17 protein-coding genes and 2 pseudogenes are annotated in these 19312 nt (G+C 69.1%); 10 read left to right on the top strand and 9 right to left on the bottom strand.

All coding sequences use genetic code 11. The annotated features are described in order from the left end of the window. Positions 1-242: 242 nt before the first annotated feature. Entirely contained in the window at positions 243-1427 is a 1185-nt protein-coding gene (locus AB0H86_RS26060; protein WP_362443398.1) for an aminotransferase class I/II-fold pyridoxal phosphate-dependent enzyme, read from the bottom strand. A gap of 153 nt (positions 1428-1580) precedes the next feature. Between AB0H86_RS26060 and AB0H86_RS26055 the strand changes: the two genes are divergently transcribed. Beyond that, entirely contained in the window at positions 1581-2066 is a 486-nt protein-coding gene (locus tag AB0H86_RS26055) for an Lrp/AsnC family transcriptional regulator (RefSeq protein ID WP_362443395.1), read from the top strand. On the opposite strand, the gene AB0H86_RS26050 is transcribed toward AB0H86_RS26055, so the two are convergent. Then, positions 2056-2898, bottom strand: a complete 843-nt coding sequence (locus tag AB0H86_RS26050) for a PhzF family phenazine biosynthesis protein (RefSeq protein ID WP_362443392.1) — start codon at positions 2896-2898, stop codon at positions 2056-2058. The genes AB0H86_RS26055 and AB0H86_RS26050 overlap by 11 nt on opposite strands. 341 nt (positions 2899-3239) lie before the next feature. Further along, positions 3240-4208, bottom strand: coding sequence for a hypothetical protein (locus tag AB0H86_RS26045; protein ID WP_362443389.1), 969 nt, complete (start codon positions 4206-4208; stop codon positions 3240-3242). A gap of 168 nt (positions 4209-4376) precedes the next feature. Here AB0H86_RS26045 and AB0H86_RS26040 point away from each other — a divergent pair, with 168 nt between their 5' ends. The 3 genes from AB0H86_RS26040 (at position 4377) to ligA (ending at position 9784) form a co-directional block, all read left to right on the top strand. Then, positions 4377-5267, top strand: coding sequence for a helix-turn-helix transcriptional regulator (locus tag AB0H86_RS26040; RefSeq protein WP_362443386.1), 891 nt, complete (start codon positions 4377-4379; stop codon positions 5265-5267). Positions 5268-5781: 514 nt separating this feature from the next. Continuing rightward, complete coding sequence (locus tag AB0H86_RS26035) at positions 5782-7428, top strand: alpha/beta hydrolase (protein WP_362443383.1); 1647 nt, start codon at positions 5782-5784, stop codon at positions 7426-7428. Positions 7429-7669: 241 nt separating this feature from the next. Beyond that, positions 7670-9784 (top strand): NAD-dependent DNA ligase LigA, encoded by a 2115-nt coding sequence (gene ligA / locus AB0H86_RS26030; protein ID WP_362443380.1) that lies wholly within the window; start codon positions 7670-7672, stop codon positions 9782-9784. Positions 9785-10091: 307 nt separating this feature from the next. Here the strand turns inward: ligA and AB0H86_RS26025 are convergent, their stop codons facing one another. Together AB0H86_RS26025 and AB0H86_RS26020 are read right to left on the bottom strand one after the other, a co-directional pair. Further along, a complete protein-coding gene (locus tag AB0H86_RS26025) occupies positions 10092-11546 on the bottom strand; it encodes a hypothetical protein (RefSeq protein ID WP_362443378.1) in 1455 nt (484 codons plus the stop codon). A gap of 191 nt (positions 11547-11737) precedes the next feature. Further along, the gene (locus tag AB0H86_RS26020; protein ID WP_362443376.1) at positions 11738-12283 is read right to left on the bottom strand and encodes a helix-turn-helix domain-containing protein; all 546 of its coding nucleotides are present in this window, start codon (positions 12281-12283) and stop codon (positions 11738-11740) included. A 93-nt stretch (positions 12284-12376) separates the two neighbouring features. Between AB0H86_RS26020 and AB0H86_RS26015 the strand changes: the two genes are divergently transcribed. Both AB0H86_RS26015 and AB0H86_RS26010 read left to right on the top strand, forming a co-directional pair. After that, entirely contained in the window at positions 12377-13141 is a 765-nt protein-coding gene (locus AB0H86_RS26015; protein ID WP_362443373.1) for a methyltransferase domain-containing protein, read from the top strand. Positions 13142-13251: 110 nt separating this feature from the next. Continuing rightward, positions 13252-13320, top strand: a pseudogene (locus AB0H86_RS26010) (MerR family DNA-binding transcriptional regulator); the annotation flags it as partial. 74 nt (positions 13321-13394) lie between these two features. Here the strand turns inward: AB0H86_RS26010 and AB0H86_RS26005 are convergent. Further along, complete coding sequence (locus tag AB0H86_RS26005; RefSeq protein ID WP_362443370.1) at positions 13395-14060, bottom strand: nitroreductase; 666 nt, start codon at positions 14058-14060, stop codon at positions 13395-13397. A gap of 50 nt (positions 14061-14110) precedes the next feature. On the opposite strand from AB0H86_RS26005, the gene AB0H86_RS26000 reads away from it, so the two are divergent. Next, positions 14111-14281, top strand: a complete 171-nt coding sequence (locus tag AB0H86_RS26000; RefSeq protein ID WP_362443366.1) for a hypothetical protein — start codon at positions 14111-14113, stop codon at positions 14279-14281. A gap of 48 nt (positions 14282-14329) precedes the next feature. Here AB0H86_RS26000 and AB0H86_RS25995 read toward each other — a convergent pair whose 3' ends face one another. After that, positions 14330-15445, bottom strand: a complete 1116-nt coding sequence (locus AB0H86_RS25995) for an FAD-dependent monooxygenase (RefSeq protein WP_362443908.1) — start codon at positions 15443-15445, stop codon at positions 14330-14332. Between the two features lie 223 nt (positions 15446-15668). Next, on the bottom strand, positions 15669-16643 hold the full coding sequence (locus tag AB0H86_RS25990) for a Clp protease N-terminal domain-containing protein (protein ID WP_362443363.1): 975 nt from the start codon (positions 16641-16643) through the stop codon (positions 15669-15671). Between the two features lie 68 nt (positions 16644-16711). On the opposite strand from AB0H86_RS25990, the gene AB0H86_RS25985 reads away from it, so the two are divergent. Next, positions 16712-17071, top strand: coding sequence for an excisionase (locus AB0H86_RS25985; RefSeq protein ID WP_362443360.1), 360 nt, complete (start codon positions 16712-16714; stop codon positions 17069-17071). Positions 17072-17137: 66 nt separating this feature from the next. Then, a pseudogene (locus AB0H86_RS25980) lies at positions 17138-17455 on the top strand (DUF4158 domain-containing protein); the annotation flags it as partial. Positions 17456-17782: 327 nt separating this feature from the next. Here AB0H86_RS25980 and AB0H86_RS25975 read toward each other — a convergent pair. Further along, the gene (locus AB0H86_RS25975) at positions 17783-18529 is read right to left on the bottom strand and encodes a class I SAM-dependent methyltransferase (RefSeq protein WP_362443357.1); all 747 of its coding nucleotides are present in this window, start codon (positions 18527-18529) and stop codon (positions 17783-17785) included. A 154-nt stretch (positions 18530-18683) separates the two neighbouring features. Between AB0H86_RS25975 and AB0H86_RS25970 the strand changes: the two genes are divergently transcribed. Further along, the gene (locus AB0H86_RS25970; protein ID WP_362443355.1) at positions 18684-19286 is read left to right on the top strand and encodes a TetR/AcrR family transcriptional regulator; all 603 of its coding nucleotides are present in this window, start codon (positions 18684-18686) and stop codon (positions 19284-19286) included. The last annotated feature ends 26 nt before the right edge of the window (positions 19287-19312 follow it).

The raw sequence follows: 19312 nt of genomic DNA, 5'->3' as shown, positions 1-19312 counted from the left end.
TGTTTGCTGATTGTTCAAGATCATGTTGTGGCGGCGGCGCCTGTCGCGGCTCTGCTCCCGGCCGCGCAGGTCAGACGCGGGCGGTCACGGCCTTCTGCCGCCCGACCGCCGCCACTGGCAGCCGACGAGGGAGAGGGCCGGCGCCGGGCCGCCGGTGATGTACAACTGAGAACCGCGCCGGTCACCTGTGTGCACGGGTGGACGGCGTCGCCGCACCGTGCGACCGGTGCTCTCTCGGTGATTCAGGCACTCGCCGTCGTGGTGTGTACCGCGTCGGCCGCGGCCAGCGCGTCGGCGACCAGGTCGGCCGTGTCCTCCGTGCCCGCGGCCAGCCGGACCAGGCCCAGCGGAACCGACTCGGCGATCTGTTCCTCATTGAGCATCCCGCGCCACATGGACGCCGGATGCACGGCCAGGGATTCCACGCCGCCGAGGCTGGCCGACCGACGGGGGTAGCGCAGCCGGCCGAGGAACGCGTCGGCCATCTCGAAACCGCCGGTGAACTCGATGCCGAGCACCCCGCCGAAACCGCTCATCTGACTGGCCGCCAGCTTGTGCTGGGGGTGGGTCGCCAGACCGGGATAGTGCACCGTCGTCACGGCTGGATGCCCGTTCAACGCCTCCGCGAGCGCCTGGCCGTTGGCGTTGTGCCGTGTCACCCGCAGTGGCAGGGTGCGCATGCCGCGCAGCAGCAGCCATGCGTCGATGGGGCCGAGGGTGGCACCGGTGAGCAGGCCGACGTCCCAGATCCGGTTCAGGAGTTCGGCCGGCCCGGCCAGCACTCCGGCGGAGACGTCGGAGTGGCCGTTGAGGTACTTGGTCGCGCTGTGCCAGACCAGGTCGATGCCGAGGTCCGCCGGGCGCTGGTTCAGCGGGGTGGCGAAGGTGTTGTCCGCCATGGTCAGCACGTCGTGCGCGCGGGCCAGGTCCGCGACGGCGCGCAGGTCGGTGATCTGCAGCAGCGGATTGCTCGGCGACTCCACCAGGATCAGGCAGGTCTGCGGGGTCAGTGCCTTCGCGAACGCCTCCGGGTCGGTCTGGTCCACCAGGGTGGTCGACACACCGAGGCGCGGCAACAGGTTCAGCAGCACCGAGCCCGTGCCGCCGTAGGTGGACTTCTGCCCGATGACGTGGTCACCGGCGGACACCAGGGCCAGCACGGAGGTGGTGAGTGCGGCCATCCCGGACGCGGTGACCATGGCCGCCTCGGTGCCCTCCAATTCGGCGACGACGGCCGCGACCTGTGCGTGGTTCGGGTTGCCGAAGCGGGTGTAGAAGTCCTTGCCCCGCGGTTCGACGGCGCTCCGCGCGAACGTCTCGCCGTCCTCGGCCCAGAACGTCGCCGTCTGGTAGATGGGCGGTGCCACGGCGCGGCTGGGATGGACTTCGCGATCGGCGTGGACGGTGATGGTGCTGTTGCCCGGCATGGCTGCCCTTCCGTGGACCGTCGGTGTGACGCCTTGAAGCGTGGCCGACCATCGCTCCGATGTGGGCGGATCTTGGCAACTTTGGCAGCAAATTGCGCGGAGAGCGGGCATGGGATTGTGGTAGTCAATCCATGAGAGCAATAATCTGCCACCATGGATGAGGTGGACCGGTCGATTCTGGCCGTGCTCGAACAGCACGGTCGCATCAGCAACGCCGAGCTCGCCGCCCTGGTCGGGCTGTCGCCGTCGCCCTGCTTGCGGCGCGTGCGGCAACTGGAGGAAGCCGGGGTCATCCGCGGTTACCGGGCCGTGATCGATCCCGCCGCGGTCGGCCGTAGCCTGCGGGTGTTCGCCGGGGTGCGGCTGATGCGGCACACCCGCGCGGACGTGGTCGCGTTCGAGAGCGCGGTCACCCGGCTGCCCGAGGCGGTCGCTTGCCACCACATCACCGGCAACTTCGACTATCTGCTCCAGGTCGAGGTCGCCGACCTGCCTGCCTACGAGGACTTCCACGCCAACCAGTTGGCCGGCCTGCCCGGCGTGGCCACGGTGACCAGCTACGTCACCATGAAGACTCTCTCCGCCGACACCACACGACGGTCCCGTCCCAGCTCCGGTGGTGGGGCGGTCAGAGAGTGATGGTGCCGCGGATGCAGATGGTGGCGGCCCCGCTGACCCAGACGGTGCCGTCCTCATCGGCGGCGATCTCGATGCTCGCGGCCCGTCCCAGCCTCGTGCCCTGGGAGACCCGGTAGGTCGAGGGTGCGGCGCCGGTGGAGGTGAACCACTGCCCGACGGCGGCGTTCATGCTGCCGCACGCGGGGTCCTCCGGCACGCCGGCGCCCGGGGCGAAGGTACGCATCTCGAAGTCGTACTCGGATCCCTCGGGGTAGGTGCCGATCGCGCCGACCATCGCGGCCGGGATGCGGGAGAAGTCAGGTTCGAGGGCGAGTACCTCCTCGGCCGTGGACAACTGGACCACGGCCCAGCCGGGGCCGTTGTCGACCCACTGGTGGGCCACGACCCGGTCGCGTGCGATGCCGAATGCGGCCACGATCCGGTTCAGATGGTCGTCGTCGAGCGCGCCGTCACGCACACGAGGCGGGGCGGCGAAAGACAGAGTGTTCTCACCGCGGCGCACGGTGACCAGGCCCGCGGCGCACTCCTGCACGACCAGGTCGGCGTGGTGCGGCATGCCGCCGCCGTCCAGCCAGGCGCGCGCGGAGCCGAGGGTGGGGTGCCCGGCGAACGGCAGCTCGCCTCCCGGGGTGAAGATCCGCAGCCGGTAGTCCGCCTCCGGGACAGTGGGCGGCAGTACGAACGTGGTCTCGGACAGATTCGTCCAACGCGCCAAACGCTGCATCTCCTCATCGCTCAGGCCCGTCCCGTCCAGAACGACCGCGACCGGATTGCCGGAGTAGGGGCTCGTGGAAAACACGTCGACCTGCACGAACGAGCGTGTGCGCGGCATGGTCATCGAGGACCTTTCGGTAGCGGCTGCGGCGGATTCTGCACGTCCCACCCGACGGCGGAAGCAGGTCCATCCCAACGTGCGCCCACACGGCCAGGACAGAGCCAGTCACAACAAAGTGGACTGATTGAACTCTCCCCCCGACCTGTTCGCCCGCGATGTGCTTGGCGCCCCGTTCACGCTGTGCCCGAACACCACCGACCGCGCCACCGAGCACACCACCGACCGCGCCACCGCGCAGGACTGGCTGGACCTCGCCTGGGGCGCGGTCGGAATCGAAGGCGTGTTATGGACAGAGGTTGGCCTTGTCCGTGGCCACCCGGAGGCGGCCGTTCACCTGGTCAGCGGCCGTGGCGGTCCAGCTTGGCGCGCAGCAGGTTGGGGTCTGTGGCGGTGTGGTAAGCGGAGTTGGTCACGTAGATGTTCTGCCCGTCGACCGCGACGGAGCTGGGGTTCTCCAGACCGTCGGACGCGTCCAGAACCGCACTGCTCGCGCCGCCGGACGTGACGCGCACGACCTTGTTGGGCACGTTGAGAGCGGCGATGAGCTCGTTTCCCCGGCCGGTGAAGGCGAAGTCGTCGATGCCTTCCAAGCCGGACGCCCTGACGGTGGGAGCGGCCCCACGGTGGCGGCTGTGCAGTGGGAAGCTGAGCACGGTGCCCTGATCGAGGTTGGTCACCCACAGTGCACCCTGGTGCACGCGGATGCCGTTGGCCCCGAGGAAGTTCCTCTCGGCGAGTTCGGGCGCGGTCGACCAGGCGGTGGCCTTTCCGCCCTGCTGCGGCACGGACCACACGGTGCCGAGGACGGAGTCCGTGATGTAGAAGGCGCGTGTCCTGCTGTCGTAGGCCAGCCCATTGGGCAGTCCGTCGGCGGGAAGGGCGGCGATCCGCTCCGCCTTGTCCTGTCCCGGCTTCAGACGCCACAGTCCGGTCAGCTCCGAGGTGCCGGTGGCGTAGAGGACGTAGAGCGAGCCGTCGTCGGTGCGCGCGATGCCGGTGGTCAGTGCGAAGCCGAGCACGGGTGTGCCGGCGCCGCCGTCGGCGGGCGCGGGAAGAGTCGCGAGAATGTGTGTCGTACCGTCCCGGTCGACGCGTGCCACCTGCCGGGCCGCGGCGAACGTCACGTACACCGAGCCGTGGCGCCCAATGACGGCGTTCTCCGGCAACTGCCCCTGCGCAGCGTCGAAGTGACTGACGATTCGAGCCTCGGAGAGAGGCACCGAGACCGCGTTGGCGGGGGTCATCGAGGAGAGGGCCGCGAGAGTAACAGCGGCGGTGATGACAGCTCGCTTGACGATTTTCTGCATGATTCCTTCAGTGCGTGAAGTGGTGGTGGTCGGAGAAAGAGGTCACTGCTTCCGGTGAACCCTTGCTGAACCACTGTCACCGCAGGTCAGGAGAGGAGGCCAGACCGTCCCGTGCGTATCCCTGGCGGGGTCAGGCTCCATGTCGAACTCGACCGCATACTGGATTTCATGCACGGACAGAGAGAACTCGGGGATTTCCTCCAGACGCTGCGGGCCCGCCTGCGCCCGGCGGATGTCGGGCTGCCGGACTACGGAGACCGGCGCCGGGTGCCGGGGCTCAGACGCGAGGAGCTTTCGCTGCTGGCCGGAGTCAGTTCCTCCTACTACACGCGTCTTGAGCAGGGTCAGTCAGTGGGAGCCTCCCCCGAGGTCCTCAACGCCCTCGCCCAGGCCCTGCGGCTGGACGAGGCCGAGCGCCACCACCTGCATGACCTGGCCGGCAGTGTGAGACGGCGTCCGGTCGTCCGTCGGCCTCCCGAGGAGCACGCCGACGCCGCCACGCTCGACTTGCTGGAGGCGCTCGGTGATGTCCCGGCCCTGGTCAGCGGACGCCGCGGTGATGTGCTGGCATGGAACCCGATGGGTCACGCCCTCTTCGCCTCCCACCTCGACTTCTCCGCGCCGCAGCCTCCGGACGACCGTCCCAACCTGGCCCGGCTGGTCTTTCTCGACGACCACATCCGTGCGCTCTACGCCGACTGGCCCGACAAGGCCAGGGCGGTCGTCCAGAACCTGCGCATGGTGGCGGGGCGCCATCCCGACGACGGTCAACTCGCCTCGCTCGTTGGTGAGTTGGCCATGGCCAGTTCTGAATTCGCCTCGATGTGGGCCGATCACAGTGTGCGTCCCTGCGACTCGGACGTGTACGAAATGCGCCACCCCTTGGTCGGCGTCCTCACCGTCACGCAGCAAAGCCTGCGACCACCGCGTAACGGCGAATTCCATCTGGTGCTCGCCACGGCTCCCCGTGACTCTGCGTCTCATAGCGCGTTGCGCCTGCTCGCTCAGGTCATTTCCGACTCGCGCGGCCCGAGTCCGCAACACACAACACAGCACTGACGGCGTCGACGGCGTGATGCCGTCCGCACCGGCAGTGGGTGGCGCCTGCACGGTGACCCGTCCGCTACGCGCACGACGGCGTCGAGGTCACGAACGACAGCGATTCTCAGGGGGCGATTCGCAGGGGGCGACACTCAGGGGCTGGTGCAATCGAGGGCGGAGTGCAGACGCTCGTCGTTGTAGCGCCGCGCTCGCGCTGATGACCCACGATCGCGGCGGCCCGGCCATCGCTTTCCAGTAACTCGCCTACCTCGCAGTGCTGGTCCTCGATGACAGACTCAACACGCGTGGCATCCACGCGTTTTACGACACTCCGGGTACTGACCGGGGCGGTCGGTGTTGTCGACATCGAGCTGTCGCCGAGGGCTGTCGTCCCCTACAACTCCGGTACCACCCACCACTGTTGTGTCATTCCCAGGGTGGAGGAAGGTGCAACCCGGCGAAGGATCCGTATGCGTGGCCGGTTCCTGAAAGATCCTTCCTGTCCGAACATGCGACCGGAAGGATCCATATCGTGCACAGACGACGTCTCGCGCCCCTGGTGGCCGTGAGTGTCACGGCAACGCTGGCTCCCGTGCTCGCCACCTCAACTGCCACCGCCGCTCGGGCCGCTCCCCCGTCGACCGCCTCATCGTCCGCCGCCAAGGGCGCGCTGGACCGGTATGTGAAGCAGAAGCCGCAGTGGAAGCGGTGCGAAGCTGACACTCCGGCGGAGTTCGAGTGCGCCACGATCGAGGTCCCGCTGGACTACCGGGTTCCCGGGGGCAAGCGGATCGACTTAGCCATATCCCGGATCAAGAGCACCGCGCCCGACAAGCGGCACGGTGTCCTGTTCTCCAACCCCGGCGGCCCGGGAGGGCAGGGGCTCTACATGCCGCTGTCGATACAGGAGGTGCTCCCCGAGTCCGCACGGCAGAAGTACGACCTCATCGGCTTCGACCCGCGCGGTGTGGGACAGAGCAGCCCGGTCTCCTGCGATCTGGAGCCGGAGGAGGAGAACTGGCTGCGGCCGTACAAGGAGGAGACGTTCGACAAGGACGTCGCCTGGGCACGCGACGTCGCGAACAAGTGCAAGGAGAAAACGGGCGACACACTCCCGCACATCACCACGCGCAACACCGCGCGCGACATGGATCTGCTCCGGGCGATCCTCGGTGAGAAGAAGATCTCGTACGTGGGTGTCTCGTACGGCACCTACCTGGGCGCCGTCTATACCCAACTCTTCCCGGGCCGGGCCGACCGGTTCGTGCTGGACAGCGCGGTCGATCCGGCGCGCGCCTGGCGAGGGATGATCCAGTGGTGGGCGGAGGGCGCCGAGCCCGCGTTCGACCGGTGGACCGAGTGGGCCGCCGAGCGTTCGGAGAAGTACGGCCTCGGTGACACCCCGAAGGAGGTCGAGAGGACCTTCTGGGACCTGGTCGCGCAGGCCGACGAGAAGCCCATCGAGGTAGAGGGGCAGCTGATCACCGGGGATGACATCCGGAGCGGCATGCGCCGGGCGGTCTTCACCCCGCAGTACGCCACCGAGGAGTTCGTGGAGCTGAAGAAGGCCGCGGACGGCGAGCCCGCCTCCGCGAAGAAGCTCGCGGCATTCGCCGGACCCGAGGGGACCGGGACGGCAGGCGCCGCCACCGATGCCGCCGAGATACCGTCCGACAACGGGACGGCGAGCTTCTGGGCCGTGGTGTGCGGCGACAACTCGGCCGCGTGGTCCCGCGATCCTGAGAGCTACCGGCAGGACGCCATCGAGGACAAGGGCCGCTACCCGCTCTACGGTGACTTCGCGTCCAGCATCAAGCCCTGTGCGTTCTGGGACAAGTCCGTGGAACCGGCAACCATCGTGAACAACAAGGTCGGCGCCCTGGTCGTCCAGAACGAGTGGGACTCACAGACCCCGCTGCCCAGCGGTCAGGCCCTGCACGCCGACCTGAAGGGCTCGAAAATGGTCACCGTCCTCGGCGGCGAGGGCCATGGCGTCTACCCGAACGGCAACGCGTGCACGGACAACACGGTCACCGACTACCTGCGCACCGGCACGCTCCCGGCGAAGGACGTGACCTGCGAGGCGACGGCCGACTCGAACGCGGAGGCACGGAAGAACCAGAAGGGGGACGCGCTTCCCGGGTCTCCGCTCCCCGAGCGCGCCCCGGACCGTTTCTGAGCCCGGTCACATGGCCCAGTGGCGCATGACTCATTGCCGTATGACCCATTGGCGCATGACCCATTGAAGATGGGGCGGGGCCTCCTGGCGGGTCCCGCCCCATCGTGCGTCGTCGGCGCCGAAGCCGGACGCCGATCGACGCCAGGGTGGTCTCCGGGAACCACGCCGGGAACCACGTCTGAAGACCCGGTGCGACTTGCCCAGAGGGGCATTGTCAGTGGTGGCAGGCAGGATGACAGGCATGACAACACCAGCTGCAGTGATCGTGGATGCCGCCGCCTACGCGCAGGCGGTCGAGGACGCGGTGAAAGCGTCGGCCGCCTACTACGCGGGCGGCACGTCGGTGCTGGACGACGACGCCTACGACCGGTTGGTGCGCGGCATCGCGGCCTGGGAGGCCGACCATCCCGAGCAGGTGCTGCCCGATTCGCCGACGGGGAAGGTCGCCGGCGGCGCCGTTCAGGGCGATATTCCGCACACGGTGGCGATGCTGAGCCTGGACAACGTGTTCTCGGCGGAGGAGTTCACCGCCTGGACCACCTCACTGGCCCGCCGTATCGGCCACGAGGTCGAGCGGTTCAGCGTCGAGCCGAAGCTGGACGGGCTGGCGATCGCGGCCCGCTATACGGGCGGCCGGCTGAGACAGTTGATCACGCGTGGGGACGGGACGGCCGGAGAGGACGTCTCGCACGCGATCGGCACCATCGAGGGCCTGCCGCTCGAGCTGGCCGAGCCGGTCACCGTCGAGGTGCGCGGCGAAGTCCTCATGACGACCGCCCAGTTCGAGCACGGCAACGAGGTGCGTACCGCGCACGGAGGGCAGCCGTTCGCCAACCCGCGTGGCGCCGCGGCGGGCACCCTGCGCGCCAAGGAGCGCGCCTACACCGTCCCGATGACCTTCTTCGGCTACGGCCTGCTGCCCCTGACCGACACCGACACCGCGCTCGCCGCGCGGCTGGGCGAGAGCCCGCACAGCGACCTCATGGTCCGGGCCGGCAAGCTCGGGGTGAACACCACCGCCACCACCGCGGTGGCCGGCTCCACCGCCGACAGCGCCGAGCAGGTGTTGGCCCGGGTGCAGGAGATCGCGTCTCTGCGGGCCGAGTTGCCGTTCGGGATCGATGGGATCGTCATCAAGGCCGACCTGGCCGCCGACCAGCAGTCGGCAGGGTCCGGGACGCGCGCCCCGCGCTGGGCGATCGCCTACAAGCTGCCGGCCGTCGAGAAGATCACCCGGCTGCTCGAGGTGGAGTGGAACGTGGGCCGCACCGGCATCATCGCCCCGCGCGCCGTCCTGGAACCGGTCGAGATCGACGGCGCCACCATCACCTACGCCACCCTCCACAACCCTGCCGACATCACCCGCCGCGACCTGCGCCTGGGCGACCACGTCATGGTCCACCGGGCCGGCGACGTCATCCCCCGCATCGAAGCCCCCGTCGCCCACCTGCGCACCGGGGACGAACAGCCCATCATCTTCCCCGAAACCTGCCCGCGCTGCGGCTCCGGCATCGACACCAGCGAGCAGCGCTGGCGCTGCGAAAACGGACGTAACTGCCACCTGGTCGCCGCCCTGTCCTACGCCGCCGGCCGCGACCAGCTCGACATCGAAGGCCTCGGCCACACCCGCGTCGTCCAGCTCGTCGACGCCGGCCTGGTCGCCGACCTCGCCGACCTGTTCACCCTCACCCGTGACCAACTCCTGGGCCTGGAGCGGATGGGCGCGACCAGCACCGACAATCTCCTCGCCGCCATCGCCGCGGCCAAGGATCAGCCGCTGTCGCGGGTGCTGTGTGCGCTCGGGGTGCGCGGCACCGGACGCTCCATGTCCCGCCGGATCGCTCGGTACTTCGCCACGATGGACCACATCCGCGCCGCCGATTCCGAAACGATGCAACAGGTCGAGGGCATCGGAACCGAGAAGGCCCCGTCCATCGTCGCCGAACTCGCCGAACTCGCCCCACTCATCGAAAAGCTCGCCGCCGCCGGGGTGAACCTGAGCGAGCCCGGCGCCACTCCGCCCGCCCCCGTGGCCGGTGACGCCGACAGCAGCACCGGGAGTGCGGATGCCGACAGCAGCACCGGGAGTGCGGATGCGGAGGGCGGGCCGCTGGCCGGAATGACAGTGGTCGTGACCGGAGCGATGACCGGCGTACTGGAAAAGCTCAGCCGCAACCAGATGAACGAACTCATCGAACGCGCCGGCGGCCGCTCCTCCTCCAGCGTCTCCAAGAAGACCACCCTGGTCGTCGCCGGAGAGGGCGCCGGATCCAAGCGGGCCAAGGCCGAAGACCTCGGTATCCGGCTGGCCGGTCCCGACGAATTCGCCACCCTCATCGCCGACTTCCTCAACTGAACTCCACCATGTGGGGCGGTCTGGGTGCTCCACCTCACAGCGGCACTCGGGCAGCGCAAGGAACAACCCGAGGCGGTTGACCGTTCCTCTGTACGTGGCTGCGGAGGGGACAGTGTCCCCGGGCCTCACCTATAGCCCATGGGGACGATCGTCCGGCTGAAGCCCCATGGAGCCTTTCGCCGAGAGGCGACCGCCCTCCGCACGCCACCACCCACGGCCCCGGCTGGTCTCCCCCGTCCAGTCGGGGCTTTCACGCGCTGATCGCCGACGCGGGCCGGGGCGGCTGCCCACTGGATCGTTCGGCGTCTCAGTGGGAACGCCCGCGGCGGCGGACCATGAAGGCCACGCCGCCCAGCAGAGCGGCGCAGCCTGCCGCGGTGGCGATGAGTGTCGTCCGGCCCGCGCCCGTGGCGGCCAGGGTGTCGCCGGACGGTACCGCCGCTGCCGGTGTGGCCGACGTGCCGAAGGTGAAGGTGACGCTGTCGTTGGAGGCGTCCGGGTCGTGGAGGGGGATGCCGGCCGGCCCAGGGCGCACCGTCGCTGTGCCCTTGGCGCCGTCGTACCCCTTCGCCGTCCTCACCCACAGTTCGAACAGCTGACTCTTGCCGGCCGCGACACCGATCGGCACGGTGCACACGTAATGCCGGTGACCCGCCTCGAAAGGTGCCGTGGTGGTGCCGCTGCCCCCGAGAAGGCAGGGGCCGTAAGGGCTGTCCTCCTCCTCCATGTGCGCGGTGCCGGTTGCGACCGCACCCTTGGGCAGGACAACATCGACCACGGCTACGGACTTGTTGTCGACCCCGTACGCGGAGGCCGGGCCGTGGTTCACGGCGTTGATGTCCAGGGTCCATTCGCCCGCCTTGCGGCCCGGCTTCGTCGTGGCCTCGGCCGCGAGATCCGCGGAGTTGTCGGCCGCGACGGTGAACCGGCCCTCGGCACCCTTCTCGAATCCCCCTCCCGCTCCGGACGCGCGCACCAGGGTGAGCGCCGGCCCGGTGCCCTGGTGGCTGCCGCCGCCGGGTGTTACGCCAGGTTGCAGCAGCTCGACCGAGTAGTCGGTCACAGCCGTCAGGACGTGCTCACCGACCGTGGCGGTCAGGGGGCTGCTCAGCTCCACGGTGGTCCCCGCGGGCACGGAGTCCGGGCCGACCGGGAAGACGCAGGTGACGGATGTCCGGCTGCCGGGTTCGCCGGGCTCATCGCCTTCGCCGTAGGCACAGTTGGAGAACATCCGGTCGAAGACCAGACCGCCCACCGATTCCCAGCGCAGCATGACGCGCCGGTCAGTGGCCAGCTCCCCGGTGTTGCGGAGCCGGAGCGGAACATCGATCCGGGACCCGATCCGAGCGTGCGTCACATCCGGCAGCCTGCCGACGATCAGGTTCGGGATGCCGACGACCACCATCGCGTTCGCAGTGGCACCGGTGGCACGGTCGGCGCTGAGGGTGTACCTGATCGTGCCGCTGGCGCCAGGTGCGGCGCCCGCCTGAGCACGCAGGATGAATTCGACCGAACGACTCTGCGAGGAATCCGTGTTGACGCAGGTGATGACCTGCCCGTCGTCCTTGCACCTCGGGTCGTCGACGGCGACGCTCGCGATGCCCGCCAGGTCACGCGCATCGATGACGAGCGTGTCGTTCGTGGGCACGGGGACCTGCGCTCCGCCGTCCCAGAACATCCAGCTCACATCGGCCGACTGCGCCGCCGACCCCACATTGAGCTGTTTTTCTGCCTCGAGCGTCGCGTATGCCTGCGTCGGCAAGGGAGACGGTGTCGCAGACGGATCGTCGGCTACGTCGGCCACGGCGGCTGCACTGGGCACCACGGCGAGCACCATGGCAGCCAGCACTGCCCCGAACACGGTGCACATGGATCTCATGCACATGTGATACGCGAGATGCCCCGAAGGTTGCCCAGCAGCATGCCCGGCGACGTTGAAACTTCGGAGGAGGGTTATGCCGAGTCTCTGCGTGGCGGTGGAGGGTGGTCCGCCTTCGGAGCACTCCGCGCGGCGATCAGCGGTCCCAACAGCCGTGTGCCCGGCCCTACCCGTCCCCCGGGGCCGGGCAGTTGTGTCGTGTCGGCCACCGTGAGCGGCTCCTGGCAGGCGTCGCACGCCACGACCGGCGTGGTGAAGTGCCCGCAGGCGTCGTGGCGGATCCGGGTGGGCGGTCCCGCGGGTCCCGCGTACCACTTGTCGCCCCAGGTCATCAGCGCCAGCAGGACGGGGTAGAGCTCCTGGCCCTTCTCCGTCGCCACGTACTCCTCGCGCGGCGGGCTGACCTGGTACCGCTCGCGCGTCAGCACGCCTTCCTCGATCAGCCGGGCCAGCCGCGCGGCCAGGACCTTGCGGGACAGGCCGAGGTCCTCCGCCAACTCGTCGAAACGGCGGATGCCTGCGAGGACATCGCGCATGATCAGGGCCGTCCAGGCGTCGCCGAACAGGTCGGTCGCGCGGGCGATCGAGCACGCGACGCCGGAGAGGGGGGTACGGGTCACGATCCCATCCTATCGCCCTTGGGTTCCCTCAGGGAACCGATGAATGTTAGGTTCACTCAGGGAACCTGACTCGGAACGTCGAGGGAGCGCGCCATGACCACCGCCCCGCACATCGCACTCGACTCGGCCGGCCCCGGGGCCGTCGACGGCCGCCACATCCGGGCCCTGACCTTCCAGTCCGTACGGCTGGAGTACCTGCGACACGTGCTGTCGGAGCTGAGCCTCGCGGCGGCTGACAGCCGGGCGCTCGTCGTCGGCAGCGGGCGCGGCGTTCTGGCCCGCGGCCTCGCCCAGCTCGGTTTCGAGGTCAGCGCTGCCGATCCGTCCCCCGCCGCGACGGCCCTCGCCCTGGACGCGGACGACGGGCTGGGCGTCACATACCTGACGACGCCCGCGGAGGAACTCGACCTGCCGGGCGACTCCTTCGACCTCGTGTACTGCGCCGACACCCTCGAGATCAGCGAGCGTCCGGACCTCGTCCTCGTGGAGGCGGCGCGCGTGCTGCGCCCCGGCGGGGCCTTCGTCTACGACACGGTGAACCGCACCCCCGTGTCCCGCCTCATCTACCTCGGCGCCTTCCAAGCCTTCCCAGGTACACGGATCATGCCCCGCGGCCGTTACGCCGCACACCGGCTGCGCCGCCCGGTGGAGCTCGCCGAGTCCCTCGACCGGGTGGGGCTGTCCGCGAAGGACATCTCGGCGTTCAAGCCGCGCGACGTACGCAGCCTGGTGAGCGCGACGCGCGGGCGCAGGCGTGGGACGCTGACCGACGATCAACTGCCGGAGCTGGTCGACATGGTGCTCGAGCCGGAGGGCAGCCCGCTGGTGACGTATCTGGGGTATGCGGTCCGCGAATAGGCCCGCTTCCAGCCGTGCGTCGCGGCAGGCATTCCTTCGGGGCCGAGCTGGGGAGCAACCGTGAGAGTGCGGGCCTGCGCAGCGGACAGGTCGCCCAAGCGGCGCCGTGGATGAACATCCAGACCCTCCGCTACTACGAGCAGCGCGGCCTGCTCGCCGAGCCGGAACGCACCAACGGGGGCCGCCGCTCCGCCCGTTGCTCGCGCAGCCACGGCGCGGGCTACCGGAACCCAACGCCCCCGCGCTCCGGCGGTCACACGCCGATGAAGCTCACCGTTTCTGCCATGTCCGCCCGGCCGGTACGCAGCCTTGGCACGCCCTCCTTCTCGAAACCCACTGAGACACCGCAGAACAGTACGAGCCGCTCATCGAGTCCGACGATCTGGCTGACGGTCTTGCGATACATCGTCCACATCACCTGGGGGCAGCTGTGCAGCCCTTCCGCCCTCAGTAACAGCATGACCGTCTGCAGGTACATCCCCGCGTCCCCCCACTGTCCGGGCCCCATGGTCCGGTCGAGGTAGCAGAACAGAACGACCGGCGCCCCGAACGCCTCCGAGTTCAGGGCGGCGATCTTCATGGGTCTGTCAGGATCGTCGCGCTCGATTCCCAGAGCCTTGTACCGCTGGGCGGCCGCGGCGGAAAAGCGGTCCAGATAGGGCGAGTTCAGTTCGACCGGGTACATCGGATACTCCCGCTCATCCCCCGGGTCTCCCGCCTGTGCCCTGGCCGTCGCGCGCTTCTTCAGTGCCGCCAAGGGCTCGCCGGTCACGACATACACATGCCACGGCTGGAGGTTCCCACTCGACGGAGCCCGCGTCGCCGCAGCCAGGACTCGTTCGAGTACCTCCTTGGACACCGGCTCATCGCTGAACGCCCGCACAGCCCGGCGACTGTCCACGGCCTCATACACATCCACGTCTCCTCGTCCCCTCACTCGACGACAACCACCTCTCTACCGTGGTCACCGTGCACAAGCTGCCAGGCCGTACGACCAGGGATGCCGCCGCCCTGGTGGCGACGCTGCCCGGCCCCGCGCACCCCACTGATTCGAACCGCGGCAGCCCCCGCGTGACAGAGCCCGAGCTACGGTGGCGCCGCCACCAGGCCGACGCCGCTTCCAGCGCAAGGCCGCTGTAGTTGCCGACTCCACCAGGCCGTACCCGTCGGCAACTTCGCCATCTGTGTTCAGCCCGGTTGGAAGAACGCGAGCATTTTCCGGCTGGCGTCCGGCGACATCAGGATTTCCTGGATGCGCGCGGACTGCCGACCGGCGGCGCTGGTGCGTTCGAACATCTCGCGTTCGTATTCCTTGACGGCGGCGGGAGAGTCGTCCGGGTGCGCGGCCAGCGCGAGGCCGAGCAGGGCGCCGTCGAGGAGCGCCATGTTGGCGCCCTGCCCCACCGGCGGCATCAGGTGTGCGGCGTCGCCGAGCAGTGTGACGTCTGGCGTCGACGGCCAGGTCAGGCCGACCGGGAGGGTGGTGATCGACCGCGGTAGGACCGTGTCGTCGCAGGCTGCGATCAGTGCGGTGAACCGTGAGTCCCAGCCGGTGAACAGGTCGATCAGCCGCACCCGGGCGGCGGCTGGGTCGTCGAACGGGATCCCGTTGGTCGCGAACCAGTCCTCGGCGGTGTTGTGGAAGCTGAGATAGACGCGTACGCGGCCGTCGCCGTTGCGCTGCGCCGACAGGGATTGTCCGTTGCCGAGCACCCAGTAGTTGCCGCGCCCGACCATCGCCGCGAGGTCGGGGTGGGTGCGGTCGATGTCGGGAATACCGAGCTCAACGACGTTTTGGCCGGTGTGCGTTGGTCGGGCGTCGGTGAGCAGCGCGCGGACGCGGGAGTCCGCGCCGTCGGCGCCGACCAGCAGGTCATACGTCGCACTGCTGCCGTCGGCGAAGTGCAGCAGGCCATTGCCGGCGGATTCTAACGCGCGCCCCCAGCGCACCGCGTGTTCGGGCAGAGAGTCCAGCAGCAGGTTGCGCAGATCGGCGCGGTCGACCTCAGGTCGCTCGAGCGGGGCGTCGTCGGGCGTGTCCTCCTGCAGCAACAGGGTGCCGTCCGGCTCGAGAAGTCGCAGGTCCTGGCCTTCACGACGGGCAATCGCGTGGAACTGGTCGATCAGGCCGGCCTCGCGCATCGCCCGCTGCCCGGTCCCGGAGTGCAGATCAAGCATGCCGCCCTGACCGCGCGCGGTGCGCGATGATTCCCGTTCGTACACGACCGCGTCGATGCCGTTCATGTGCAGCACACGGGCAAGGGCCAGGCCGCCCAGTCCTGCTCCGACGATGGTGATGGTGATAGTCATGGTTGCCTCCGATTCGCCGTACTGTCTGCTCGCGGGAGATCGACCCGTGGTGCGCGCGGGCCGCCATCGACGGGGCGCCGCACGTGATCCCGGATTCGCCGATCGTCTGTGAACCACGCCCTGGTCTCCGGCGGGAACGGCGCCGGCGCATCGTCGCTCACCACGCCCCCGCGCTCGCCTGTCCCACCGACAGGTTCCGGCCTGCTGATCAGCCGGTTCACCGGCGGAGCCGGGGCGCGAGCACCGTGCGCACGACCTTGGCCACGTTGTTCGCGGCGGATCCGCCCTCTTCTTCGGGTTCCGGTTCCAGCACGCGCTTGATCTGCAGCAGCAGTTGGTTGGCCGACCGCCAGAGCGGGACGAACATGCCGGCGACCGGCCCGACGCCCTGGATCGGGCCGCCGGACAGCTCGGTGACCTTCTTGGCGATCGTGACCGTTGTCGGGTCCCGCAGGATCAGGTGCACCTCATCGTCGACCAGCCGGATTTCCATCTTGCGCGCGGCGGACTCCTCCGGGTTCGCGTCCGTGGTCGTCTCCGGATCCAGTTCGTCGATCTTGGCGGCGACGGCGTCCGGATCGACCCCGAGTTCGCGCAGCACCCTGGCCGCCATGCTGTTCTCCGCCCGCAGCATCGCCTCAAGCAGGTGATGGCTACCGACCGGCGCTCCACCGGCGAGCGCGCCGGCGGCGGACACCGTGTCCTCGGTGGCAGGTGTGCCGGCCGGCCATGGGCCGGCCGCGACGTCCTGTGATCCCTCCAGTGATGCCAGCACCGCGGCACGGATCTTGCTGAGCGGCTTGATCCGCTCGGCAAGCATCTTCGCGCCGACGCCCTCGCCTTCCCCGGTGGTCAGGGCGAGCAGGATGTGTTCCGTACCGATGTGGTTGTGGTGCAGCTGCTGCGCCTCGCGCAGGGCTAGGTCCAGCGTCTTCTTCGCGCTCGGCGCGAACGGGATATGGCCCCTCAGCTCCTCCGTGCCGGGCTTGACCACCGCGGCGATATCGGCCTGCGCGGTCTCCTTGTCGTACCCGAGTCGGCGCAGAGCTTTCGCCGCCGTGCTGTCCGGCGCGTCGAACAGCCCCAACAGGATGTGCTCCGTGCCGATGTAGTTGTGCTTGAGCAGCCTCGCCTCCTCCTGAGCCGTGACGACCACCTTGCGGGCTTCCACCGTGAACCGTTCAAATGGCATGGTTCCATGGTCCCAACCGTGTCAATACACTGTTATTAACAGGGTCACCATGCTGAAGGGAGGGTGTGATGGAGACACCGTCGGACTGGGAGGACCGGCTCGCGCGCTGGCAGAATGAGCTGGAGTTGTTCGAGCAGCTGGACGAGACACCCTGGGTCACGCTGGCCAAGGCGGAAGCCGAGACCGGCGTTTCCCGCTCGGCCCTGCGGTCCTGGTACCGCAACGGCGAGATCCAGTCCCGGCTGGTGGACGGCCCGAACGGGCCGCAGCGCCTGGTCCAGCTGGACGCGGTGATCGAGCGCGCCGCCACGTCACCGCGCATCCAGCGCAGGGCGGAACGGGAAGTCAGCCTGGAAGCCCAGGTCACCCTGCTACGGCACCGGGTCGACCAGCTCGAACTGCGGCTGGCCGCGCTGGAGCAGAAGTGACCGGCGCGAGCAGCACCGTGCCATCGGCCCGGAACGGCCCCGGTCTCCTATGACCCACGGTGCAAAGTGGCCAGCGGCCCTCTTTGTTGGACGCCGGTGGGCAATGACTGGGACCTGGTCGCAAACAAGTCCGGCCCGACGCGGCTCGGGTTCCTGCTGATGCTGAAGTTCTTCGAGCTGGAGGGCTGGTTCCCCCAGTTCCTGGAGGAGTTCCCGCAGGCCGCAGTCGACTACGTGGCCGACGTGGTCAAGGTGCCGGCGGAGGACTTGGCGAAGTACGACCTGTCGTCCCGCTCGGCGAAGGGCCACCGTACGCAGATCCGGGAGTCCCTCGGGTTCCGTCCGGCGACACGCGCCGACGAGCAGCACCGGCTGGCCGGCGCTCGGCGGCTCGCTGACTCGGCCGATTCGCTGGGACCTGATCGAGCAGCGCCCGTGACCATGCCCGGACCCGCCGAGCGGCCGACACCCCGGCACGGTCGTTGCGCTCGACACCGTGAGACGGCCTCGGCACGCCTATCGACCGCCTGTGCGCATTGCACCGCAGAAGCACCCGTCCGCATCGGCATCCCCGTCGTCACCGGTAATCGGCCCGCCAGCAACTCCTGGCCGAGATGGCCGCCCGCGCTGCCGGCCGTACTCTGCCTGCGCCCGGCGGAGCATCGAAGGGCCACGCGGATTCCTAGGCCGACGGCGACTTGGCGGATGGACTCAGGGGGTGCCGTCGAGCACGGCGGTCGCGGCCAGGGTCGTGTAGTTCATCGTGAAGCGCCCGCCCAAGGAGTCGATGGCGTTGCCGACTGCGTCCAGTATTTCGGCCAGCTGATCGGGACGGAGTTGGGTGAGGCCGCCGGTGGTGGGGAGCAGGCCCAGCCATTGGTCGCGCGTGTAGGACTGCTCCCAGTCGAATCGCCACTGTTCGGGATCCTTGAACTGTTCGGTCTCCCGGATCTTGTCGGCGAACTTCTCGTATCCCGCCTGGTAGAGGTCGAGCGAGCGTCGGGCCGGTTGACCGCTGAGCGGGGAGTCGGGCGCCACCCGCCGGATGGCAGCGGCAAACGGCTCGGCCACCTCGGCAGGCGGCTCGTACACGTGCCCGAAGATCGCCAGCCGTCCCCCTGGACGCAGCACACGTGCCGCCCTCGCGGTGCCGGCGACCGGATCCACCCAGTGCCACGACTGGGCGGCGATGACCGTGTCAAACATCCGGCCAGCTGGCTGCCAGGCTTCGAAGGCCGCCACCTCGACCTCCAGGCCACGGGCTCGCGCGAAGTCTGCCATTCGCGCATCTGGCTCGACCCCGAGCACGGCGCACCCGGCGGCTTGGAACTGTCGGGCTGCGATGCCGGTGCCGCAGCCGATGTCGAGCACGTCAGGCCCGGGGCTCCCTGCGACGATCCGCGCCACCAGTGCATCGGGGTAGCCAGGCCGGGCTTGGTCGTAGCGTTGGGCATCCACGCCGAACGACTCGGCCGCCCGCCGGGCCTTATGCGGCTCTGCTGGTGATGGTTCTGGTTGTTCTCACGGTAAGGTGGGCATGTGCCCACTTTGGTGGGCACATGCCCACTAGGCAACGGATGCCATCGGGCTGACCGCACGAGAGGATCTGCGAGTGCCAACTGGGGTGCACCTCCGCGACGCCCGGCAGCAACTGTTCGACGCTGCCGAACGCGTACTTCTGCGGGACGGGCCGAACGGGCTGACCAGCCGTGCCGTCACCGACGAGGCAGGCTGCGCCAAAGGCGTCTTGCATCGGCACTTCACTGACTTCGACGCCTTCCTCACCGACCTCGTGCTCGACCGAGCCGCGCAGCTTGAGACGCAGTCGAGGGCGCTGCACGAGTCCGCCGGAACTGGCACGGTGGCCGACAACCTCACCACCGCACTGACGGCCCTGTTCGGACCGATTCCGGTGGCAATCATCCCGCTCATCACCTTCCGGGACGAGCTGCGCACGCGGCTGCGGCAAGCCAGGCCAGGAGGGGGCATCGCGATCCTGGCCCAGGCCGCGACTGCGATCTCCGCTTACCTGGCCGACGAGCGTGACCTGGGCCGCATCGCGGCCGACGCCGATATCGACTCACTCACCCTCTCCCTGGTCGGCGGTGGGCACCTCCTGTTCGCAGACCGCGACCCCGGCCCGCCTACCACGTCAGTCGTCAACAAACTCGTGACAGCGGTCATCGCCGACGCCGTGCAACGACGACCGACCTAGGGCGTTTCTTTCCGATCATCAGATCG

This window comes from Streptomyces sp. NPDC050997 (assembly GCF_040660135.1).
GTDB lineage: Bacteria > Actinomycetota > Actinomycetes > Streptomycetales > Streptomycetaceae > Streptomyces.
Note: the sequence above shows the minus strand (reverse complement) of the source record. Positions and strands in the feature narration are given on the sequence as shown.